The sequence below is a fragment of the Gilliamella sp. CG35 genome, assembly GCF_046635745.1.
In the GTDB taxonomy this organism is placed as follows: Bacteria; Pseudomonadota; Gammaproteobacteria; order Enterobacterales; family Orbaceae; genus Gilliamella; species Gilliamella apicola_I.
Genome location: NZ_JBIDFH010000016.1, coordinates 42,561 through 64,296, shown reverse-complemented (window position 1 = coordinate 64,296; position 21,736 = coordinate 42,561). Strand labels below are relative to the sequence as shown.

The window sequence follows — 21,736 nt, the reverse complement described above, 5'->3', positions numbered from 1 at the left end:
TTAGTTGGTTTAGCCGAATCCTTAACCCGTTCACTACGCTTATTAAAATACGCCCGCATCAAAATAACCGGCACTGAAGTCAGAACGAAAGTACATCATAAAATTGAAGCGGTAGAGGTTGAATTAGATGAGGTTAATTGGAATGATGTTTTAAATGAAATAATAGATCTAAAAGAAGTGAGCCGATACTTTGGGCGACATGATAAAAGTAAACAAGCCAGATGCAGCAGCTGATGCTTTAGCGATAAGATTAAATGGTGTGTCAAGGGTAAGATTTGTTAATGATACAAGAGAGTTTGATGTGATTAGTGATTTATATATAGCTCAAACAAAACCGCCCCTAAAGTAATTAAATCAAAGTGTAAGATCTCAAATGAAAGCAACATTTGAAGCAGCTAAAGAAACTAACCGTTCTGTATACTATCATTTTGAGGGTGAACCTGCAAAATCAGTAATAAATAAATTAAATGAATATAGTAATCATTATGATGTGAAAGTCATTATAGATACTCAACCTCTTAACTAAAAAATAAGGTAATAAAATGATCGAATATTATGGGTGGATATCATTAAGAAATTCTACATACGAAAACAATGAAAATGAGATGAATTCAATTCTAAATAAACTTACTTTATTCATATCAGAACATGAATTTGAAAATAGTACAGGATTTATTAAAATTCATAAAGTTAATGGTTGTTGTCAGCTTTTGTTTAGTGGGAATACTAATCATTATTCTCAGGATGTAGCAGAAATTTTTGAGTTATATCAATATGTAGCAAAAATTTCTCAAGGCTCATATGGTTTATTGTATGTTAAAAACGATGAATCTTCGGATAAATTTAATGAATTTGAAGTATATGTCTTAGCTAGAGGGAAAATAAAAAAAGAAAAAGATCAGTTTTTGTCTCCATGTATTCCTAAAATAGAAGATGATTAAGGTTAAATTAATCAAATTGTGAAGATATTATTTTCTAACTCCACAGGTTACTGAAGGTCCCAATGCTGGTAGCAATATAACATTAAGAAATTTCTCTGATTCAGTGGAGCAAACTAATGCTAAGTGGACTATAGATATCAAAAATCCAAATATTTACAAAGGAAATCGTGTGGAGATGAAATTCCAATGAATTTTGAAAAAATTTATCATTCAATATTAGAAAGTTCTTTTGGTTATTCAATGGGCACAATGTGGCAACATGTAGCAAATTACATGAATGATATGGGTGAACCTTATGAAATCAGAAAGAATATCTTTTTTAAAATATTAAATAAATTAATGAATGATGGGTACATCAAATTAGCTAGTCATGGTGTTTTTCTGACTGGTACCAGTGAAGAACAAATCCAGTCGATTAAAGATATTTGGCCGCCTTACCCCTCAGATGATGAAGACGATGATCTAGATGATATTGGTATGTGGTTCTATGTGAAATTGGACTGTGGTATTGTTTGGATTACACCAGAAGGTCAAGAGATCTGGACGTAAATTTATAAAACTTCTCGGATACTGTGAGAAGTTTTTTTAAAACATTCTAGTACAGCTTTCCAGCCTTAATAATCAGTAATTTCGGCTTTGCATCAATATTAGAGGATTAAATAAATATCTCATTCCAACTTAATTTAAATTAAATAAAAGTTAGTCGTTTTTTTATCCGGATACTTAACCCGTTCACTCCGCTTATTAAAATACGCCCGCATCAAAATAACCGGCACTGAAGTCAGAGCGAAAGTACATCATAAAATTGAAGCGGTAGAGATTGAATTAGATGAGATTAATTGGAATAATTTTGTTGAAAAGAGGACGGTAAATCAACAATATCTTACTGAAATGTCCAATAATGGAGTTAAATTTTCACCTGAAAATGTTTTAAGGGTTGAAAAACTGCCTAATGGTAAAATAGTTTTTCTTGAAAAAGGAAATCTATCTGCAAGTCTTCAACATATTATTAAAGAGCATGCTGACGATTTTGCAAAAATAGGCGTTTCAGAATCACAAATACCAGATGTTGTTATGGATGCGGTTTCTAAAGGAAAGATAATTGGTTATCAAGGGAAAGGAACCGGACGTCCAATCTATGAAGTTCTGATTAATGGGTAAAAACAACGTATAGCTGTAACGACAGGTAATAACGGTTTTATTGTAGGAACTAACCCCGCAGGGAGTGTTAAATGAAAAAAATAAAATTAATGGCTGATTATCAATGTTATCCTCTATGGCTTAATTCAAATGATGCTGTTGGAAATATTAACCCTAATACATTACCAATAAGTAATGTACTAAAAAAAGAGCTTAATAGCTGGTCAGATAAATATGATGAAACGTTAAATTTAGATGATCCTTTAACTTCTGGATTTGCGACTCCAGAAGAAGAAATGGTCTTTAATGAAATGGGGCAATCTTTAAAAGAAAAGCTGCAAGCCGAATTAGGTGATGATTATGAAGTAACATATCAACAATGATAAAATTATATTCTGGTGGGATGACTCTAGTTTTATTCCTACGGGAGGAAAGCTTGTAAAATCTACAGACGACCACAGAATATTTGGTTTTGATGCGAGAGAAATTGCTAATTGGCTAAGAGTTGATATTCAATAAACTCAATCAATATCTGGATTAACAATCTGACAGATTTAGAACACAGCCGAGCACTCTATGATATGTTCGGTGTTGGTAATGCGTTTTGGGTTTTGATTACTGGAAATTATGTTTTATAGGTACTGAATACGTCGAAGAACAACAAGTCATTATGACCAAAGAACAACTTTTATATGTGTTAGAGCAATATAAAGCTTTCTTAGAAGGAGATTATAAAGATCCCAATAACCCACCCGATCCTATTGATGTGGAGTTTATTGCAGAAGGGCAAGAAGCGATCGATATCTACAATGGATTGCCAAATTCTCATCTGGTTCCTTATGCTTGTTAAAAAACACCCCACCTAATCCGTGGGAAGTCTTTTTAATGTTCCTAAATCTACATAGCAAGTTTAATAATTAATTTGTTATACAAATCTGGAGTGATAACAGGTCGCTTGGTATAAAAGCTATTAACTCTAGCCAGAATCCTTTAATAGGATCATCAATACATTGATAAACAAAAACATTTAAAACGTTTAATTACCACAGACCACATCAAACTTATTATAAAAATTTCCCGAACTGGCTAACCCAATAACCGAATATTTACAAGCAAACCGGACGATAATTTTGCTGAAAGACGACTAAAAAGTCGTTTATAAAGATTATGGATCGGTGCTTTAGTCAATTGGTCAGTGTGCTTAATTCAAAAATAAAAGATAAAAGATCCTTATCTTGCATCATTTTAGGCATAGTTATATTATGGATAGAGTGCTTTATTATTTAAGGAATGAGTTATGTTAAAATCAATTGATCCAACTACCACTTCATCTTGGAAATCCCTTCAAGCAAGTTATCAAAAGCATCAAAATAAGACCATTGCGCAGATTTTAAAAGAAGAGCCAAAACGAGTTGAAAAACTCAGTATTCCGTTTGAGGATGAGTTTTTGGTTGATCTTTCTAAAAATCGTATTACGCAAGAGACTTTAGCAATACTTCATAAGCTTGCTGATGAATGTGATCTTAAAGGTGCAATTTCAGCTATGTATAGTGGTGAAAAAATTAATCGCACCGAAGATCGTGCTGTTTTACATGTTGCCTTACGTAATGTATCGAATACCCCTATTTATGTTGATGGCAAAAATGTGATGGATGATGTCAATGCGGTATTAGCAAAAATGGAATCATTCAGTAATAAAGTTATTAGCGGTGAGTGGAAAGGGTATACCGGTAAAGCGATAACTGATGTGGTAAATATTGGCATAGGGGGATCAGATCTTGGACCCGTCATGATTACCGAAGCGTTGCGTCCTTATAAAAATCATTTAAACATGCATTTTGTTTCAAATGTTGACGGAACTCATATTGTTGAAGCATTAAAAGGCTTAAATCCTGAAACAACCTTGTTTTTAGTAGCATCAAAAACATTTACTACACAAGAAACCATGACTAATGCACAAACGGCACGTTCTTGGTTACTTGATGCAGCTAAAGATGATAAAGCTGTTGCTTTGCATTTTGTTGCGTTATCCACTAATGCCAAAGAAGTTGAAAAATTTGGTATTGATACGGCAAATATGTTTGAATTTTGGGATTGGGTAGGCGGTCGTTACTCTTCTTGGTCTGCGATTGGTTTATCGATTGTTTTATCCATTGGATTTGATAATTTTAAACAATTTTTGGCTGGTGGCCATGCCATGGATAAACACTTCCAAAATACACCAATTGATAAAAATATTCCTGCATTATTAGCCTTAATTGGGATTTGGTATAATAATTTTTATGGTGCTGAGACAGAAGCCATTTTACCTTATGACCAGTATATGCATCGATTTGCTGCCTATTTTCAACAAGGCAATATGGAATCAAACGGTAAAAGTGTCGATCGTAATGGTCATAAAACAACTTATACTACTGGCCCAATCATTTGGGGTGAACCAGGGACCAATGGTCAACATGCATTTTATCAATTAATTCATCAAGGTACTAAACTTATTCCGTGTGATTTTATTGCGCCAGCAATTAGCCATAATCCAGTTGGTGATCATCATCCTAAATTATTATCTAACTTTTTTGCTCAAACTGAGGCATTAGCATTTGGTAAAACCAAAGAACAAGTTGAACAAGAATTTATTGCTGTTGGAAAAACGCTTGATGAGGTTAAAGCAATTGTTCCGTTTAAAGTGTTTGAAGGAAATAAACCGACTAATTCAATTTTAGTTAAGAAAATTACTCCGTATAGCTTGGGTGCATTAGTTGCGATGTATGAGCATAAAATCTTTACTCAAGGTATTATTCTGAATATATTTAGTTTCGACCAATGGGGTGTTGAGTTAGGTAAGCAATTAGCCGGCCGAATTTTACCCGAATTAGCGAGTGATACGCCAGTAACTTCACATGACGATTCAACAAATAATTTGATTAATCAATATAAAAAGTGGCGTTAAACTGATTTAACTTTAGACAGTTAATTAATTGAGCAGAAAAACCTTCAGTAAAACTGAAGGTTTTTTTTATGATTATTTTTTCACGCGCATAACAGGTGTTTTACCTGCTTCTACGGAACCAGAAAGTTTTGTCAGTTCGACAATACTATCCATATTAGAAATGACAACAGGTGTTAACACTGATTTTGCTTTACTTTCAAGTAGTGGTAAATCAAATTCGATAATGGTGTCACCAACTTTTACTTGTTGACCTTCTTCAGCGATACGGGTAAAACCTTCGCCTTTTAATTCAACAGTGTCAATGCCAAAGTGTACAAATAGCTCAATACCTTCATCTGATTCAATAGCAAACGCATGATTAGTTTCAAAAATTTTGCCAATTCTACCGTTTAGTGGTGCAACAATTTTATTACCAGCAGGTTTAATTGCAATACCATCACCAACGACTTTCTCTGCAAAAACGACATCTGGTACATCTTCGATTTTAACGATTTCGCCACTCAGAGGTGCAATAATTTCGATGCTATCATTGCTATCATCAGATTTGATGAATTGCTTCAATTTATCGAATAACCCCATTATTTTCTCCTAACAAATTTGCTTTTCAGCGTTATATTTTTCGATTAAATCCATAATTTCTTTAGAAGTTGCTTTTTCTAGCACATTATCTGCAAGTTTTTTCGCTTCTTCAAAATGTGTATTACGAATTAATTTTTTGATTTTAGGAATTGATACTGCACTCATGCTAAATTCATCAAGTCCCATACCAAGTAATAAAATCGTTGCTCGTTCATCACCAGCAAGCTCACCACACATGCCAGTCCATTTGCCTTCTTTGTGCGAAGCATCAATGACTTTCTTAATCAGTGTTAAGACAGATGGTGAAAGTGGATTATAAAGATGTGAAATTAATTCGTTACCCCGATCAACCGCTAATGTGTATTGTGTTAAATCATTGGTTCCAATACTGAAGAAATCAACTTCTTTCGCTAAATGATGAGCAATGACAGCAGCCGCAGGCGTTTCAATCATTACACCAACTTCGATATTTTTATCAAATGCTTTACCTTCGGCAGTTAGTTGTTCTTTGAGGATATTAATTTCAGATTTTAAGATACGAATTTCTTCAACCGATATGATCATCGGGAACATGATACGTAATTTACCAAATGCTGATGCGCGTAATATTGCGCGTAACTGTGCATGGAGTATTTCTTTGCGATCTAAACAGATACGAATTGCACGCCAACCTAAGAATGGGTTTTCTTCTTTTGGTAAATGCATGTAAGGTACATCTTTATCGCCACCAATATCCATTGTTCTGACAATAACAGATAAACCATTCGTTGATTCGGCTACTTCTTTGTAAGCTTTGAATTGTTCGTCTTCGTTAGGATAGGCATCACGATCCATAAATAAAAATTCAGTACGATAAAGACCAACACCTTCATAACCGTTGCGATCCGCACCAGCGATATCACGCACCGTACCAATATTCGCACAAATTTCAACTTGGTGACCATCAAGCGTGACGGCAGGTAAGTCTTTTAATTTTGCTAACTCTTCTTTGTCGGCAATATATTTTGCTTGAACTTGTTTGAGTTTTTCTTGGGTAGTATGATCAGGATTGATATAAATGGCGTTATTTATAGCATCAAGTATAACAAAATCACCTTGTTTAATTGTTTGTGTTGCATTTGATGTACCAACAATTGCCGGAATTTCTAATGAACGAGCCATAATTGAAGTATGGGATGTACGTCCACCTGCATCAGTAATAAAACCAAGTACCATATCTAGATTTAGTTGTGCAGTTTCAGATGGAGTAAGATCTGTTGCAACTAAAATACAAGGTTGGCTAATAGCACTTAAATCGACAATTTCAATCCCTAAAATATTTTTGAGTAAACGTTTGCCAATATCACGAATATCAGCAGCACGCTCTTTTAAGTATTCATCGTCTAAGTTTTCAAGCTCTTTAGCTTGAGTTTCAAATACTGATTGGACAGCGGCATCAGCGGTTGAATGCTTGCTTTGTATACGAGAAATAACTTCTTGCTCCAAATCCTCATCTTCTAAAAGCATAATATGCCCTTCAAAGATAGCAGCTTTATCTTCGCCTAATGTGGATTTTGCTCGTTCCATTATCGCATTTAATTGCTCGCTGGATTTTTGACGAGCATCTTTAAAACGCGCAATTTCAGCATCAATTTTGTTATCTGGAATTGCCCTATTATTAACAACAATAGGTTCTTCTTTTAATAATAGCGCTTTTGCAAAAGCGATACCGGGGGAAACAAGTATACCTGATACCATAACATTTAATCCTTATTCAATTTTAAATCTGTTCTTTATCGCATTTTGGAGCTAATTATTCCAATTCAGGAATTAATTTAACTAGATGATTTACCGCTTCTTTTTCATCTTCGCCTTCTGCTGAAATGGTGATGGTAGTACCTTGTGTTAGACCAAGTGTTTGTAGTTTGAATAGACTTTTAGCACTAGCACTTTTACCATTTGATGTGACGGTAATTTCAGCATTAAAGTTTTTTGCTTCTTTTACAAATTGTGCAGCAGGGCGGGTATGGAGACCATTTGGTGCGGTAATGGTTACATCTTGTTTATACATAATAATTCTACTCCTAAAAATATTTTCATTTACGCGACCAATATAAATAAAAACCGCCTTAATGGCTAGTAACATTTAATCGATCTTTGGAAATTTAGTTAATCTTATTCAAATCAAAATATAGTTGTTATATCCATATTTCTCAATAACGGTAAATTCGAGTGATTCTATCACTACATTTTTTAAATTCTACTTCTCCATGTATACCACGCTTTATATTTTCAAAAACAATTTCTTCACTTCCATCAAGTTGTGACTCTTTTATTTCTTTACTGCAAAATGTTTCAAATCGTTGAAGTTCTTCTTCACCATTACCTAATTGGTAATTATGAGGTAAATCGTGACTTGTTATGAATGTTTGGGTTTTGTTCTGCACGTCAAGGATGATAGTGCCTTTGTTAGATAACCATGAACTACAAGCAGTTAATGATATAGCAAACGCCAGAAGGAGAAGGGAAAATTTCATCACAAATCTTACAATATTCAAAATAATTCCTTTATAAAGCTTAGTAACCTGTTTATTATTTATAGCTAGTTGTGGATTATATACTAATAATTAATGAAAGTGCAGAGTGCTTTTTATTGATATGACAAAATCAGGGTGACATTAATGACCAAAACTGTAAATTATGATGAACTTAATCATGAATTAAACTTAAATAAAATGGGTATTACTGCTGCTGAATTACATGGTTTTATTTCGGGTATTTTAGCCGGAGGCAATCATGATGAAAGTTGGCGCCCTTTAGTTGAAGATATGCTCAATAATGGGCAAAAAATACCAGAATCTTTAAATAAGAAAATGGTGGAACTTTATTGTATTACCAAGCAACAATTTTTGGATGATGATTTTGAATTTCAATTGCTACTTAACGAACATGATCTTTTTTCACAAATTGATGATTTAGTCGGTTGGGTTAACCATTTTTTATTAGGGATTGGATTAGTTCAACCAAAATTAAATCGTATTCAAGGTGATGTAGGTGAAGCAATTTATGATTTAAGGCAAATTGTGAAGCTAGGTTACGATGAAAACGAAGATCAGCAAGAGTTAGGCTTTGCATTTGAAGAGATCAAAGAGTATGTTCGCATGACTTCGATTCTCTGTTTTGATGAATTTAATGAGGCTGATATCGCACCAACCATTCATTAATATTAACTTGTTTTTAAAAGGTTATCACTATGCTAAATATCGATACCAAAAAAGAGCTTTTTTCTCGTCGAGAAAAGCTTCTTTCGCAGATGCAACCTAACAGCGTCGCACTTTTTTTTGCCTCACCCGAAGTCGTCAGAAGCAATGACACGCATTATCCTTATCGGCAAAATAGTGATTTTTGGTATTTCACCTGTTTTGATGAACCCGAAGCCGTATTAGTGATGATTAAACAACAAGATAATCATGCTCGATATGTGCTGTTTAATCGTAAAAAAGACCCTCTGGCTGAAACATGGACAGGCTATCGTTTAGGGCAGCAAGCTGCGTTAGAAACCCTTGGCGTTGATGAAGCGCATCCTTTTGATAAAATTGATACTATTTTGCCTGAGTTGTTGAATGGTAAGCAGGCAATTTATCATGCTGATCTGCAATATGATTATGCTGACACGATTGTCAAAAAAGCCCTTACGATTTTAAAACAAGGTGCAAGATTTAAGCTTTCAGCACCCAGTAGCGTGATTGATTGGCGTCCTATTGTGCATGAAATGCGGATGTTTAAATCTAATTTTGAAATAGACCTTTTACGTCAAGCGTGCAAAATTAGTGCCCAAGCCCACTGTCGAGCTATGCGTAGATGTAAACCTTCGATGTATGAATATCAGTTAGAGGCAGAAATTTTACATGAATTTGCCTGGCATGGTGCGCGTTCTCCTTCCTATAATACGATTGTAGGAGCCGGAAACAATGGTTGTATATTGCATTATGAAAATAACAGTGCGCTTTTAAACGAGGGTGATTTAGTGTTAATCGATGCCGGCTGTGAATATCAATATTATGCAGGGGATATAACACGGACTTTTCCTGTTAATGGTCAATTTAGCCAAGCGCAACGGGATATTTATAACATTGTTTTAGCTGCTCAATATCAAGCAATTAATCTGTTAAAACCTGGAACATCGATTATGGAAGTAAATGATCATGTTGTGAAAACTATGGTGACGGGCTTAGTTAAATTAGGCATTATGCAAGGGGATGTCGATTCGCTCATTGCTGATAAAGCTTATACCGCATTTTATATGCATGGTTTAGGGCATTGGCTCGGCATTGATGTACATGATGTCGGTAGTGGAAGGGATCGTATTTTAGAGCCGGGTATGGTGTTGACTGTTGAGCCGGGGCTTTACATCAATCAAGATGCAGATGTGCCAGAGTGTTATAAAGGTATTGGTATTCGTATAGAAGATAATATTTTAATCACAACATCGGGTAATGAAGTATTGACCAGTGATGTGCCAAAAGAACCAGAGCAAATCGAAAAATTGATGTTATCGGATCAATAATCTTATCGCTAAAGCAATAATCTTCAAACTGTGATTATTGCTTTTGTTTTGATTATAGATAATAAAATCGTATTTTATTATTTTAAGAAACTGTTCCGACCATTAATTATCTAATCTGATTGATTTATCCCGATTAAAAATTATTTTTATTTTTAAATCTTTTGCTATTTTACCTTCGTATTTCCACGTTTTCATCGCTGTGATAACTGAACGATTAAAAATATTGTTCGGTTTGGTTTCGATAATTCGAATATTTTCGACCCGCCCATTACTATTGATATCAAAGAGTACAACGACATAGCCTTCTATGCGCATATCAAGTGCCCGACGAGGATATTCTGGCTGATTACGACTAATTGGCGAGGGATTACCCGAATGTTGACGGCTGTCAGAAATGGAAGATGCGACGGCTGTTTTGGCAAAGTTATCCGTGATCACTTCTTGTCTGACTTGCTGACGAGACTCTTTTTGAATCGGTTTGGATTCCGTTCTTGGTTTGGGTTTTGGCTTCGGTTTCGGTTTTTGCTCGATGACAATGTTATTTTCGGGCATGACTTCCGGTTTTTTTTCAACGATAGGTTCCGGTTTTTCTTCATTAGTCATTTGGGTTTCAATAACTGGCTCAACTATCGGTTCTGGTATTGGTTTATTATCGATAATGTCACTTTCTTTTACACCTTTGATATCAGGTGTATTTTCAACTAATGATTGTTCAGGCGCTGCCATTTGCGATATATCAATCATGATCGCTTTAATTGAGTTGTCACCTTCATCAACGATGATATTTTTGGCAAAAAGCATAGGGCTGAACAGCAACGCTAGTAAAAATAGATGTGACACAATCGAAAGTGACGTGAATAAATAAACACTCTTGGGTTTGATATGTGTTGGCGATTGAGGCGCTTTTTCGTTGCTAATGTCTATATCAAAATTGATTTTCATAACAATTATCATGTTTAACTTAAGGTAATTATTCTAAATGAAAATGCTTATCATTTGTAGTCTTTTTTAAAATATGCTAATCCAACACCTTGTTGCTCGGCAATATTTATCAGATAATAGCAATTAAATATCTATTTTTTTAGTGGTTTGGGTGATGAATAATCCTTCAATGAGTCAAATACTCGATCTTGTAAAAGATGACTTGGTTAAAGTTAATGAGGCAATTCAGGCGGAACTTAGTTCGGATGTTGTGCTTATTAATCAATTAGGTAATTATATTATTAGTAGTGGCGGTAAGCGTATTCGCCCTATTATTGCGTTGTTAGTTGCCAAAGCACTTAATTATCAAGGTGACAAGCACATCGTTGCCGCTGCGTTCATTGAATTTATTCATACTGCTACATTATTACATGACGATGTCGTTGATGAGTCCGATCTCAGGCGTGGAAAGTCAACCGCGAATGCATTATTTGGTAATGCAGCCAGTGTTTTAGTTGGTGATTATATTTATACGCGTTCTTTCCAAATGATGGTACGGACTGAATCTTTCAAAGTTTTAACTATTATGTCGGCAGCAACAAATGTGATTGCTGAAGGTGAAGTGCAACAATTAATCAATTGTAATGATCCCGATATTACTAAAGAACAATATTTAGAAGTCATTTATCGTAAAACCGCTCGTTTGTTTGAAGCAACTTCGCATTCGGCAGCGGTATTAGCTGGCGCCAATGCAGAACAAGAATTTGCCTTACAAGAATATGGAAAATATTTAGGTACGGCCTTCCAAATTATTGATGATTTATTAGATTATAGTGCTGATAGTAATCAAACCTTAGGTAAGAATTTGGGTGATGATCTTAATGAAGGCAAACCAACTTTACCATTGTTACATGCGATGCGTCATTGTCAAAATGCTGAGGAAGCCAAGTTGATTCGTCAAGCCATCGAGCAAGGAAACGGGCGACATTTGTTGGATCGTATTTTGCAGATCATGAATGAGTGTGGTTCACTTGAATATACTTTACAAATAGCACAGCAAGAAGCCCAAAAGGCTTTTGATGTGATTGCTATCCTGCCAGACTCTCCCTATAAAAAAGCATTGCAAGATCTCGCATTGCTCTCAGTAAAAAGAGAAAATTGACAGGAGTTAAATCGAAGTATGGATTGAAAACATTCCTACTCGTACTTATATGGACATTTTATATTAAATCATCATTAGCAATGATCAAAAATTGATTTCTTTAGATTTCATTGTATGTTGTGAAATGACGAGCAATTTTTTCTGATTATATTAACAAGGTAATTAGGCATGTTTAAACGATCTTGGCCGGTCTTTATTATTTTTATTTCTATGATTTCGTTACAATCAAGTGCATCTATGGCCAAATATCTTTTTCCAGTATTAGGCCCTGAAGGGATGACTGCTTGGCGATTAACTTTTTCATCCTTGATGCTTATCATTATTTTTAAACCATGGCGTAAACCCATTACTAAACAAGCTTTTAAGTATGTGTTTTTATATGGTGTAGCAACCGGTTGCATGAATTTGGCTTTTTATAGTGCCATTGCCAGAATTCCGCTTGGTATTACCGTTGCGATAGAACTTACTGGACCGATAGTTGTCGCAATGTGTTATTCGCGTCGGTTAGTTGATTTTATTTGGTTAGGCGTTGCAGTTATCGGGCTTGCGATACTTTTACCGATTCATCAAGCTTCTGGTGATTTAGATCCCGTTGGCATTTTAATGGCATTATTAGCCGGTTCAGGTTGGGCATGTTATATTGTTTTTGGGCGTAAAGCTGGGGCATTATATGGTTCATCAAGTGTTGCGATAGGGTCTTTAATAGCGTCTTTATTTGTATTTCCTATTGGTGTGTGGGATAGTGGGAGTGCTATGTTTTCTTTGGAACTTCTTCCTTTAGTGTTTGTGGTTTCATTATTGGCGTCAGCCATTCCTTATGGATTAGATATGATAGCGTTGCCAAGATTACCCGCTCAAACATTTAGTACATTAATGAGTTTGTCGCCAGTTTTTGCTGCTTTGTCAGGCTTCATTGTTTTGCAAGAGCAATTAACGCGTTATCAATGGTTAGCCATTACATTTATTATTGTTTCATCAATCGGGACGGTATTGACAATGAGCCGACCAACTAAAATTAAATCGGTTAATTCATAATGTTTTTACCAGCATTACGCAGATTAATACGCAATGCTCGTGTAAATATCGCTTGTTATACTTTGTTTAAAGCATAACAAGCGAGTTGATATCAGCTTATTAGCGGTGGGGGAAACCCATTCCGCCACCCATAAGTCCTTTCATTTGGCGCATCATTTTCATCATGCCGCCGCCTTTCATTTTTTTCATCATTTTTTGCATATCTTCAAACTGTTTAAGTAGTTTGTTGACGTCTTGTACTTGAGTACCTGATCCATTAGCAATTCGACGTTTTCGAGATCCTTTGATGATTTCAGGATTGGCTCTTTCTTTTAACGTCATTGAACTAATAATCGCCTCCATTTTAATGGTAATTTTATCGTCCATTTGCGCTTTAATGTGTTCAGGTAGTTGCCCCGCACCGGGAAGTTTTGCCAACATAGCTCCCATTCCACCCATATTTCGCATCTGTTTAAGTTGATCTTGGAAATCGTTAAAATCGAACTTGTCGCCTTTTTTTAACTTCTTGGCAATTTTTTCTGCTTTTTCACGATCAACATTTTGTTGCAATTCTTCGATTAAGGAGATGACATCTCCCATACCTAAAATTCGTGAAGCAATACGATCTGGGAAGAATGGCTCTAAAGCATCTGTTTTTTCTCCCATTCCTAAGAATTTAATCGGTTTGCCCGTAATATGACGAATTGATAATGCCGCACCACCACGGGAATCGCCATCCACCTTGGTTAAAATCACACCGGTAAGTGGCAAGGCATCATTGAAGGCTTTTGCGGTATTGGCGGCATCTTGCCCTGTCATTGCATCAACAACAAATAACGTTTCGATTGGATTGATAGCCTGATGCAGTTCTTTGATTTCATCCATCATGTTGCTATCAATATGTAAGCGTCCCGCTGTATCGACAATTAACACATCGAAGAACTGAAGTTTAGCGTGAGAAATGGCTTTATTAACAATATTCACTGGTTTTTCATGAATATCCGATGGGAAAAATTCCACATCAATGGCTTTTGCAAGCGTTTCTAATTGTTTAATTGCAGCCGGACGATAGATGTCAGCAGACACAACCAGCACTTTCTTTTTTTGCTTTTCTTTTAAAAATTTAGCTAATTTAGCGACGCTGGTGGTTTTACCTGCCCCTTGCAAACCAGCCATCAAAATAACAGCGGGGGGCTGTGTTGCCAAATTGAGTGTGCTATTAACTTCACCCATAGCCGAAGTGAGTTCAGCCTGCACTATTTTGATAAATTCTTGACCCGGTGTTAAGCTTTTAGAAACGTCCAGACCAACGGCTTTTTCTTTTACTTGATTAATAAATTCACGTACAACAGGAAGTGCTACGTCGGCTTCAAGTAATGCCATACGTACATCACGTAGTGCTTCTTTTATATTATCTTCAGACAGTCGTCCTCGACCACTGATATTACGGAATGTCTGCGATAAACGGTCGGTTAAATTCTCAAACATGTTAACTCTCAATAAACAAAAAAATTGTGATTATCATAACAGAAAATCTTAAGAAGTCCCATGATCATAATTTTGTTCTTGCTTGACACCAAATAGTGTTCCTGTTCAAATGTTGAAAATTAACTTAGCATAATATTCCCCTTTATTTTTTTAGCAAGGGCAGATGATTACAGGAGATATTGATATGAAAAAAATCATTAATACAGATAACGCACCCGCAGCAATAGGACCTTATGTACAAGGCGTTGATTTGGGCAATATGTTATTTGCATCCGGACAAATACCGTTAGATCCAGTTACCAGTAAAATGTCAGATTGTGTCAAAGAACAAGCTAAACAAAGTTTAGCAAATGTAAAAGCTATTATTACGGCAGCGGGTTATCAAGTTAGTGATATCGTTAAAACCACCATTTTTTTAGCTGATATGAATGATTTTGCGGCCGTTAATGCAATTTATGAAGCCTTTTTTACAGAACATCATGCTGCGTTTCCTGCTCGTTCTTGCGTACAAGTCGCCAGAATACCCAAAGATGCTAAGGTTGAAATTGAAGTCATTGCTGTAAAATAAACGCAATATATCCTTTACTCTGAAAAATTTTGGACTTATACCTAGTGCCCAAATCGAATTGGTGTAGTCACTTGGTGACTACTTTTTAATTGCATGAATTTTCGCCCTTCATTTCCGCTTTTTTTAGATAATCCTATAAGGTAGTCAGTATACTCGTTTAGGTGGACAAACATCTTTTATGATCAGCAATATCTAAAGAAATTTTATCGTTTAAGCTTTGCCATATTTATCTTTTTTTACATTAATCATTCAAGTGAATGATTAATCATACCCAGAACGTGTAAACTTCTATTTAATGATTGATTGCCGATTGAGTTGATGCAATAATCTACAATTATTTATCATTAGTTGCCGTGTAATTAGGTTGCAAATATGTTTGAAAAAGTTGAGTCGTACGCAGGGGATCCTATTTTATCATTAGTTGCTGAGTTTAATCAGGATAACCGAATGAATAAAACAAATTTAAGTATCGGTTATTATTATGATGAAAACAGTGTTGTACCTCAATTAGCATGTGTAAAAGCTGCACGGGATTTTATCTATCAAAACGATAAAACTGCATCACTTTATTTACCGATGAGTGGATTACCTGAGTATTGTCGAGCTATTCAATGTTTGCTATTTGGTGAAGCACACAGCGCGTTTAAAGATAAACGCATTGCAACCATTCAAACTTTAGGTGGTTCAGGTGCATTAAAAATAGGTGCTGATTTTTTGTTTCGCTATTTTCCGAAATCAGAAGTTTGGGTCAGTGATCCAACATGGGAAAATCATATAGACATTTTTCATGGTGCTGGATTTAAGGTAAATAAATATCCGTATTTTGATTCACAAACTTGTGGCGTTAAGTTTGATGCAATGCTTGAAACTTTACATCAATTACCGGCTAAAAGCGTTGTTTTGCTACACCCTTGTTGTCATAATCCAACCGGTGCCGATTTAACACATGCACAGTGGGATCAGGTTATTGATATATTAAAAACACGCGATCTTATTCCCTTTATGGATATTGCCTATCAAGGATTTGGTAAGAGTATCGAAGATGATGCATATGCAATTAGACGAGTGGCAGAGTTAGGGATATGTGGTTTTGTGTGTAACTCTTTTTCAAAAACATTTTCGTTATATGGTGAAAGAGTGGGTGGTTTATCCGTTTTATGTGATAACAGCGAAGTCGCTAATCGTGTACTTGGTCAACTTCAAGCAACCGTACGTCGAAATTATTCAAGTCCTGCGGCCTATGGTGCTCATCTTGTTAGTTATATTTTGAATAATGTCGAACTTAAAACCCAATGGATTAATGAAGTTACTGCAATGCGTGAACGTATTATCTCAATGCGAATAAAGCTTGTTGAATTACTAAATAAGTTAGTACCCGAAAACAATTTTGATTATCTGATCAAACAGCGAGGTATGTTTAGTTATACTGGATTTTCTGAAGAACAAGTTACACATTTAAAAAATAACTTTGCTGTTTATTTGGTGGGCAGTGGACGGATGTGTGTGGCGGGTTTAAATCACCATAATATTCATCGAGTAGCAGAAGCGTTTGCTACATTAAAATAACCATGTAATTAATTAGAGGAGTATTTAATATGTTCCGAAAAATGTTAATGTTAATGCTAGGGTTAGTTATGGCAATGTTTGTCGTGGGTTGTAATACGGTAAGTGGTGTCGGTAAAGATGTTCAATCTGGTGGTAAAGCAATTACCCATACGGCTGATGAAGTGAGCGATAGATTATAAATGGAGCAGTGAGTCGAAATATACATAATTTATCATTCACATTTACTTCTAAAATAAATCTATTTTTCTCATAAAAGCACAGTTCGTCAAGTTGACGAACTGTGCTTTTAATCAAGTAACTGTTGGATATTTAATAATATATATTAATTCATATTGCGTCAGATCTTATTTTTTTGAAATGAATATTTACATAAAATGATTTTTGATAATTTATTAAATTGAGACAAGCTAATACAAAAAAATTGTAAGGATTAGAGGGTTAATTCATTGTAGTCGACATTGGTATGTTTTAACTTATTTTTTATTGGTTATTAACTTTATGATTGATTACATATGATGTTTTCGCTGTTTTTAGGAAGAATTTGTTTATAGTAATTCACATCATTTTATTCCATATATTGATAAGTTGTTTTTATTTGAACTAATTGGGAATTCGCTGTTAATTGTTATAAACATCTATTTAACTTACTTATTTTCTAAAACAATATAAATTTGCTAACGCATTCGTTTTTTTTACAGATTTTCAATACTATTTTTATCGTAGGCGATCATGGTCTATACCAAAATCTATTGGTTCAATTTTTTAGACCAGTTTGATCGAAAAAAGATGTAGAGAGTATTTATTCATACACTTATTTTGATACCTTTTATGTTAAAGTCTGTGAGCGTTAAAAATACCATTTATTAATGGTCGTCCAACGGAAGCAAATTATGATAGTATTAGCCGTTAATTTTTTCGAGGAATGATTATGTCATTTAATTTTGAAAATTCCCTAAAGGGTAAAGTAAAAAAAGCGGTTATCCCTGTTGCTGGTCTAGGAACACGCATGTTACCCGCAACTAAAGCAATTCCTAAAGAAATGTTACCTGTTGTGGATAAACCACTTATTCAATATGTGGTTAATGAATGTATTGCAGCCGGTATTACCGAAATCATTTTTGTTACGCATTCATCCAAAAATTCAATAGAAAACCATTTCGACACCAGCTTTGAATTAGAAGCCATGTTAGAAGCACGGGTGAAGCGTCAATTGTTGCAAGAAGTACAAAGTATACTTCCTAAACATGTAACGATAACAAGTGTACGTCAAGGTTTAGCTAAAGGGCTTGGTCACGCTGTTTTATGTGCCTATCCTTTAGTGGGCGATGAACCTTTTGCAGTAGTATTACCGGATGTGATTATTGATGAATATGAAAGCGATCTGACTTGTGACAATTTAGCTGCCATGATTCATAATTATCACGAAACTAAACATAGTCAAATCATGGTTGAACCTGTGCCTAAGGAATTAGTGTCTTCATATGGTATTGTCGATTGTCGTGGTGAAGAACTTGCCGCAGGGAATGTGGCACAGATGTATAGTGTGGTTGAAAAACCGTCGGTTGAGGATGCGCCATCAAATCAGTCTGTGGTTGGGCGTTATGTATTATCTGAGAAAATTTGGCCATTACTTGCTAAAACGCCATTAGGTACTGGCGGTGAAATTCAATTAACAGATGGCATTGCAATGTTACTTGAAGAAGAGCCTGTCGATGCGTACTGTATTAAAGGACAAAGTCATGATTGTGGTAATAAACTTGGTTATATACAAACGTTTGTTCAATATGCCATGCGTCACAAAACATTAGGTAAAGATGTTTCTGATTGGTTGAAATCACTTTAATTGGTTTGAATTGTTTTATTAACCTAAAAAAGGACGCTTAATCGCGTCCTTTTTATCATTGAATATATATTGTTGTTACTTAAGCTTCGGCGTTGTCATTATCCAGAGTGACATTCGGATCGTTAAAGACATTCATATTCATCAATCCTACTTCACGATCTGTGGCAACCGCTGCGGTCATTGCGCCCGATACGTTAGCTAAAGTTCGAGCCATATCAATAATTGGATCGACAGCGAGTACCATACCAATTAACGGGAAGTATTCGACCATTCCCATCCCAGATAAAACCACTGTTGCTGCAACGGTTGCTGTTCCTGGAATGCCTGCAATTCCTATTGATCCAATGACAACGACTATTACAAGCATAATGTAAAATTGAACATTGGTATCTATTCCAACCATATGCGCAACCATTACCGCTAATAACGCAGGAAAAAATCCAGCACAACCATTCATACCCATGGTGCTGCCAAGTGAGCCAACTAAGTTTGCTGTACCGGTGTTGACCCCCATTCTGACGGTTAATGTTGAAATAGTCATTGGTAAGGTGCCCACTGACGAGCGGCTAGTGAATGCTAATAGCCATGTTCCTAATGCTTTTTTGATAAACATTACTGGTGAAATACCATGAATTAAGACAATTAATACATGTACGATAAGCATAACGAGAGTTGCAATATAAACCGCTGCAACAAAACTTGATACTTCAACAATTGCAGGAATACCATTAGATATGATTGTACGGGCGAGTAACGCAATGACAGCATACGGCATATATTTAATAATGGTCATTGCAATTGACATAACAATTTTATATAGCGCTTCAATAAATGTTTTAAACAAGGCAATCGGTTGAGGGTTTTTCTTTTCCATTCTATTGGCGGCAAGCCCCATTAATGCTGAAAAGATAACTAATCCTACAATATTTTCTTTTGCCATGGCTCCGATAATATTGCTAGGGATCAGATTAACGAAGGTATCAATAATATTGGTATAATGTTTAGCTTGAGCGTGATGTACTGATGTTGAGCTTATTTCACCGAGTTCAAAAACGTTAGCTAAAACAATGCCGACTATACAAGCGATTGCCGTGGTGAAAAGTAACCAAAAAATGCCACGGAATGCTATTTGGGGTAAATTCTTTTTTCCCGAAAAATCAATAATAACTTTAACAATTGAGACAAATACCAGTGGAATCACTAGCATACGTATAAAGGCAATAAAGGCACGCCCAAAAAGACCATACCATGTTGCAATCTCTTGCATCCAAACTGTTGAACTTTTTGGAAAACCTGCCGACCATTGGATTCCCAGACCAAGAACCGCCCCAAGTATCAAGCCAACTAACATGCGTACAGAAAAATTAACTTTTTTGTCTTGTAATGGTTTCATTATGACAAAAAAACAGATGAGTAATAACCCAAGACCAATTAATGTTTGGTAATAAGTAATGGATAGGAACTTTTCAAAAAAAATACCGTGAAAAATGGCATCTGACATAATCGATCCTCGCCCTTTTAGGGTGTATATAATTAAATAATTATCAATAATGCTTTAATTTTATCTATTAATCAATTTGTTAAGTGCTTTAAGAGTTTGTGTTGAGACTAAAGCCGTTGATTAACAAATTTAATTTTTTTATTGACTATTTTTGAGTGATTAGTAAACACTCTTTTCATCATCTCTATTTGGCAATAGAACCTGCAATATTTAAAATATCCCAAGGCCGTGAAAAAGGTGGTGCATACAGAAAATCTAACATTGTAAGTTCGTCAATCTTCATTTGTGACCATATTGCTGTGGCTAATACATTTATTCTCAATGCAGAACCAGTGCCGCCGACTAATTGTCCCCCCAAAATCTTGCGTGTTTCAGCATGATAAATAAGTTTAGCCGTAACGGGTGATTGACCTTCGACATAATTACTGTGGTTTTTATCGTTTACTAAAACCGTTTTATAGGGGATACCTAATTTGATGGCTTCATTTTCAGTTATTCCTGTTCGTCCTGCTTCAATATTAAATACTTGGAGCGCTGATGTGCCTAACGTACCAGGAAATTGACAATTGCCACCTGCAATGTTTTCACCTACAATTTTCCCCAATTTGTTTGCTCCAGTTGCTAATGGAATATAGACTTTAGTTTGGCTGACTTTATGGAACAGCGTGGCACAATCTCCAGCGGCATAAATATCAGTGATATTTGTTCTACCTAAATCATCGGTAATAATGGCACCATTATTTAGGGTATTAATGCCAATGTTTTTGTAGATTTGACTATTTGGTCTAACGCCAGTAGCGATAATGACCAGATCAGCAGGATATTGTCCTTTATTTGTAATAACCTGCGTCACTTTATCTTGACCAATGAAACCTTGGACACTTTCTTGTAGATGTAAGTCACAATGTTGCTCAAGATTTTCCTGAATAATGTCAGTAAGTTGCTCATCGAATGCTTCGACTAATACTCGATTGTCTAATTGAATTAATTTTACTTTCTTTCTTAATGCAACCAGTGATTCGGCTATTTCCAATCCAATATAACCAGCTCCAACAATAATAATATTTTTGCATTCCGGTTTTGACAGCGCTTCTTTGATTGCTAATCCATCATAAAGATTGCGTAACGTAAAAATATTGTCCAGCTGATCATTCGCCAGTGTTGGAATAATTGGACTTGCACCTACAGCAAATAGCAATTTGTCATAGCTATCTTCAATGTTTTCACCGTTATTTAAATCTTTAATAAGTAATTTTTTTTGTTTAACATCAACAGATATCACTTCATGTCGTGTTTTTATTTCAACACCATCTTTTTGAAATTGTTCAGGTGTTCGGGATATCATTTCATTAGCATCAGTAAAATGATTGCCAATATAATAAGGTAAGCCACACGCACCGAATGAAACAATATCCGATTTTTCATAGATACGAATTGTTGCATTAGGGTTTATTCTTTTGGCTTTAGCTGCAGCACTCGCCCCAGCTGCTTGAGCTCCAATAATGATTATTTTCATCTAT

Annotated in this window: 23 protein-coding genes and 1 pseudogene; 16 read left to right on the top strand and 8 right to left on the bottom strand. The window is 35.3% G+C overall.

Going from position 1 to position 21,736, the window contains the following annotated elements; translation table 11 throughout:
* From ACGH4F_RS08360 to pgi, 8 genes and pseudogenes are all read left to right on the top strand, one after another.
* On the top strand, window positions 1-234 hold a 234-nt coding region (locus ACGH4F_RS08360), incomplete at its 5' end, for a hypothetical protein (RefSeq protein WP_411590831.1).
* Window positions 200-526 (top strand): annotated as a pseudogene (locus tag ACGH4F_RS08355) (restriction endonuclease fold toxin). The gene ACGH4F_RS08360 and the pseudogene ACGH4F_RS08355, both read left to right, overlap by 35 nt.
* A 16-nt stretch (window positions 527-542) precedes the next feature.
* Window positions 543-941, top strand: a complete 399-nt coding sequence (locus tag ACGH4F_RS08350) for an Imm7 family immunity protein (protein ID WP_411590829.1) — start codon at window positions 543-545, stop codon at window positions 939-941.
* Window positions 942-1,127: 186 nt separating this feature from the next.
* The gene (locus ACGH4F_RS08345) at window positions 1,128-1,490 is read left to right on the top strand and encodes a DUF596 domain-containing protein (protein WP_411590828.1); all 363 of its coding nucleotides are present in this window, start codon (window positions 1,128-1,130) and stop codon (window positions 1,488-1,490) included.
* 342 nt (window positions 1,491-1,832) lie between these two features.
* On the top strand, window positions 1,833-2,102 hold the full coding sequence (locus tag ACGH4F_RS08340; protein WP_411590827.1) for a hypothetical protein: 270 nt from the start codon (window positions 1,833-1,835) through the stop codon (window positions 2,100-2,102).
* 71 nt (window positions 2,103-2,173) lie between these two features.
* A complete protein-coding gene (locus ACGH4F_RS08335; protein ID WP_411590825.1) occupies window positions 2,174-2,464 on the top strand; it encodes a hypothetical protein in 291 nt (96 codons plus the stop codon).
* A gap of 221 nt (window positions 2,465-2,685) precedes the next feature.
* Window positions 2,686-2,931 (top strand): hypothetical protein, encoded by a 246-nt coding sequence (locus ACGH4F_RS08330; RefSeq protein ID WP_411590823.1) that lies wholly within the window; start codon window positions 2,686-2,688, stop codon window positions 2,929-2,931.
* Between the two features lie 447 nt (window positions 2,932-3,378).
* Window positions 3,379-5,028: a glucose-6-phosphate isomerase gene (gene pgi / locus ACGH4F_RS08325; RefSeq protein ID WP_411590822.1), complete on the top strand. Its 1,650-nt coding sequence runs from the start codon at window positions 3,379-3,381 to the stop codon at window positions 5,026-5,028.
* A 72-nt stretch (window positions 5,029-5,100) separates the two neighbouring features.
* Here pgi and crr read toward each other — a convergent pair whose 3' ends face one another.
* The 4 genes from crr to ACGH4F_RS08305 all read right to left on the bottom strand — a co-directional run bounded on the left by crr (window position 5,101) and on the right by ACGH4F_RS08305 (window position 8,144).
* The gene (gene crr / locus ACGH4F_RS08320; RefSeq protein WP_267380191.1) at window positions 5,101-5,607 is read right to left on the bottom strand and encodes a PTS glucose transporter subunit IIA; all 507 of its coding nucleotides are present in this window, start codon (window positions 5,605-5,607) and stop codon (window positions 5,101-5,103) included.
* Window positions 5,608-5,616: 9 nt separating this feature from the next.
* Window positions 5,617-7,344, bottom strand: a complete 1,728-nt coding sequence (ptsI, locus tag ACGH4F_RS08315; RefSeq protein WP_065559774.1) for a phosphoenolpyruvate-protein phosphotransferase PtsI — start codon at window positions 7,342-7,344, stop codon at window positions 5,617-5,619.
* Window positions 7,345-7,399: 55 nt separating this feature from the next.
* The gene (gene ptsH / locus ACGH4F_RS08310; protein ID WP_065559773.1) at window positions 7,400-7,657 is read right to left on the bottom strand and encodes a phosphocarrier protein Hpr; all 258 of its coding nucleotides are present in this window, start codon (window positions 7,655-7,657) and stop codon (window positions 7,400-7,402) included.
* 142 nt (window positions 7,658-7,799) lie between these two features.
* Window positions 7,800-8,144: a hypothetical protein gene (locus tag ACGH4F_RS08305; protein WP_267352127.1), complete on the bottom strand. Its 345-nt coding sequence runs from the start codon at window positions 8,142-8,144 to the stop codon at window positions 7,800-7,802.
* 123 nt (window positions 8,145-8,267) lie between these two features.
* Here ACGH4F_RS08305 and ACGH4F_RS08300 point away from each other — a divergent pair, with 123 nt between their 5' ends.
* Both ACGH4F_RS08300 and pepP read left to right on the top strand, forming a co-directional pair.
* Entirely contained in the window at window positions 8,268-8,810 is a 543-nt protein-coding gene (locus tag ACGH4F_RS08300; RefSeq protein ID WP_267352129.1) for a UPF0149 family protein, read from the top strand.
* A 29-nt stretch (window positions 8,811-8,839) separates the two neighbouring features.
* On the top strand, window positions 8,840-10,153 hold the full coding sequence (pepP, locus tag ACGH4F_RS08295; protein ID WP_411590820.1) for a Xaa-Pro aminopeptidase: 1,314 nt from the start codon (window positions 8,840-8,842) through the stop codon (window positions 10,151-10,153).
* 102 nt (window positions 10,154-10,255) lie between these two features.
* On the opposite strand, the gene ACGH4F_RS08290 is transcribed toward pepP, so the two are convergent.
* Window positions 10,256-11,095 carry a TonB family protein gene (locus ACGH4F_RS08290; RefSeq protein ID WP_267352132.1) on the bottom strand — a complete coding sequence of 280 codons (840 nt, stop codon included), beginning with the start codon at window positions 11,093-11,095 and terminating at the stop codon, window positions 10,256-10,258.
* 154 nt (window positions 11,096-11,249) lie between these two features.
* Between ACGH4F_RS08290 and ispB the strand changes: the two genes are divergently transcribed.
* Both ispB and ACGH4F_RS08280 read left to right on the top strand, forming a co-directional pair.
* On the top strand, window positions 11,250-12,236 hold the full coding sequence (gene ispB, locus ACGH4F_RS08285; protein WP_267352134.1) for an octaprenyl diphosphate synthase: 987 nt from the start codon (window positions 11,250-11,252) through the stop codon (window positions 12,234-12,236).
* Window positions 12,237-12,404: 168 nt separating this feature from the next.
* The gene (locus ACGH4F_RS08280; RefSeq protein ID WP_411590818.1) at window positions 12,405-13,271 is read left to right on the top strand and encodes an EamA family transporter; all 867 of its coding nucleotides are present in this window, start codon (window positions 12,405-12,407) and stop codon (window positions 13,269-13,271) included.
* A 99-nt stretch (window positions 13,272-13,370) separates the two neighbouring features.
* On the opposite strand, the gene ffh is transcribed toward ACGH4F_RS08280, so the two are convergent.
* Window positions 13,371-14,738 carry a signal recognition particle protein gene (gene ffh / locus ACGH4F_RS08275; protein ID WP_411590816.1) on the bottom strand — a complete coding sequence of 456 codons (1,368 nt, stop codon included), beginning with the start codon at window positions 14,736-14,738 and terminating at the stop codon, window positions 13,371-13,373.
* A gap of 184 nt (window positions 14,739-14,922) precedes the next feature.
* On the opposite strand from ffh, the gene ACGH4F_RS08270 reads away from it, so the two are divergent.
* The 4 genes from ACGH4F_RS08270 (at window position 14,923) to galU (ending at window position 18,715) form a co-directional block, all read left to right on the top strand.
* Window positions 14,923-15,306, top strand: coding sequence for a RidA family protein (locus tag ACGH4F_RS08270; protein WP_411590814.1), 384 nt, complete (start codon window positions 14,923-14,925; stop codon window positions 15,304-15,306).
* A gap of 372 nt (window positions 15,307-15,678) precedes the next feature.
* Window positions 15,679-16,872 (top strand): aromatic amino acid transaminase, encoded by a 1,194-nt coding sequence (locus ACGH4F_RS08265; protein WP_411590813.1) that lies wholly within the window; start codon window positions 15,679-15,681, stop codon window positions 16,870-16,872.
* A gap of 29 nt (window positions 16,873-16,901) precedes the next feature.
* The gene (locus ACGH4F_RS08260) at window positions 16,902-17,051 is read left to right on the top strand and encodes an entericidin A/B family lipoprotein (RefSeq protein WP_411590811.1); all 150 of its coding nucleotides are present in this window, start codon (window positions 16,902-16,904) and stop codon (window positions 17,049-17,051) included.
* A 749-nt stretch (window positions 17,052-17,800) separates the two neighbouring features.
* Entirely contained in the window at window positions 17,801-18,715 is a 915-nt protein-coding gene (gene galU, locus ACGH4F_RS08255) for a UTP--glucose-1-phosphate uridylyltransferase GalU (RefSeq protein ID WP_411590810.1), read from the top strand.
* Between the two features lie 79 nt (window positions 18,716-18,794).
* On the opposite strand, the gene ACGH4F_RS08250 is transcribed toward galU, so the two are convergent.
* Both ACGH4F_RS08250 and ACGH4F_RS08245 read right to left on the bottom strand, forming a co-directional pair.
* The gene (locus ACGH4F_RS08250) at window positions 18,795-20,216 is read right to left on the bottom strand and encodes a cation:dicarboxylate symporter family transporter (RefSeq protein ID WP_267352140.1); all 1,422 of its coding nucleotides are present in this window, start codon (window positions 20,214-20,216) and stop codon (window positions 18,795-18,797) included.
* Between the two features lie 184 nt (window positions 20,217-20,400).
* Complete coding sequence (locus tag ACGH4F_RS08245) at window positions 20,401-21,732, bottom strand: CoA-disulfide reductase (protein WP_411590808.1); 1,332 nt, start codon at window positions 21,730-21,732, stop codon at window positions 20,401-20,403.
* Window positions 21,733-21,736 lie beyond the last annotated feature (4 nt).

Excerpts from the sequence above, each read along its gene's own strand:
- ACGH4F_RS08350 (WP_411590829.1), top strand. The coding sequence starts at position 543 with ATGATCGAATATTATGGGTGGATATCATTAAGAAATTCTACATACGAA.
- ACGH4F_RS08345 (WP_411590828.1), top strand. The coding sequence starts at position 1,128 with ATGAATTTTGAAAAAATTTATCATTCAATATTAGAAAGTTCTTTTGGT.
- ACGH4F_RS08340 (WP_411590827.1), top strand. The coding sequence starts at position 1,833 with ATGTCCAATAATGGAGTTAAATTTTCACCTGAAAATGTTTTAAGGGTT.
- ACGH4F_RS08335 (WP_411590825.1), top strand. The coding sequence starts at position 2,174 with ATGAAAAAAATAAAATTAATGGCTGATTATCAATGTTATCCTCTATGG.
- pgi (WP_411590822.1), top strand. The coding sequence starts at position 3,379 with ATGTTAAAATCAATTGATCCAACTACCACTTCATCTTGGAAATCCCTT.
- crr (WP_267380191.1), bottom strand. The coding sequence starts at position 5,607 with ATGGGGTTATTCGATAAATTGAAGCAATTCATCAAATCTGATGATAGC.
- ptsI (WP_065559774.1), bottom strand. The coding sequence starts at position 7,344 with ATGGTATCAGGTATACTTGTTTCCCCCGGTATCGCTTTTGCAAAAGCG.
- ptsH (WP_065559773.1), bottom strand. The coding sequence starts at position 7,657 with ATGTATAAACAAGATGTAACCATTACCGCACCAAATGGTCTCCATACC.
- ACGH4F_RS08300 (WP_267352129.1), top strand. The coding sequence starts at position 8,268 with ATGACCAAAACTGTAAATTATGATGAACTTAATCATGAATTAAACTTA.
- pepP (WP_411590820.1), top strand. The coding sequence starts at position 8,840 with ATGCTAAATATCGATACCAAAAAAGAGCTTTTTTCTCGTCGAGAAAAG.
- ACGH4F_RS08290 (WP_267352132.1), bottom strand. The coding sequence starts at position 11,095 with ATGAAAATCAATTTTGATATAGACATTAGCAACGAAAAAGCGCCTCAA.
- ispB (WP_267352134.1), top strand. The coding sequence starts at position 11,250 with ATGAATAATCCTTCAATGAGTCAAATACTCGATCTTGTAAAAGATGAC.
- ACGH4F_RS08280 (WP_411590818.1), top strand. The coding sequence starts at position 12,405 with ATGTTTAAACGATCTTGGCCGGTCTTTATTATTTTTATTTCTATGATT.
- ffh (WP_411590816.1), bottom strand. The coding sequence starts at position 14,738 with ATGTTTGAGAATTTAACCGACCGTTTATCGCAGACATTCCGTAATATC.
- ACGH4F_RS08270 (WP_411590814.1), top strand. The coding sequence starts at position 14,923 with ATGAAAAAAATCATTAATACAGATAACGCACCCGCAGCAATAGGACCT.
- ACGH4F_RS08265 (WP_411590813.1), top strand. The coding sequence starts at position 15,679 with ATGTTTGAAAAAGTTGAGTCGTACGCAGGGGATCCTATTTTATCATTA.
- ACGH4F_RS08260 (WP_411590811.1), top strand. The coding sequence starts at position 16,902 with ATGTTCCGAAAAATGTTAATGTTAATGCTAGGGTTAGTTATGGCAATG.
- galU (WP_411590810.1), top strand. The coding sequence starts at position 17,801 with ATGTCATTTAATTTTGAAAATTCCCTAAAGGGTAAAGTAAAAAAAGCG.
- ACGH4F_RS08250 (WP_267352140.1), bottom strand. The coding sequence starts at position 20,216 with ATGTCAGATGCCATTTTTCACGGTATTTTTTTTGAAAAGTTCCTATCC.
- ACGH4F_RS08245 (WP_411590808.1), bottom strand. The coding sequence starts at position 21,732 with ATGAAAATAATCATTATTGGAGCTCAAGCAGCTGGGGCGAGTGCTGCA.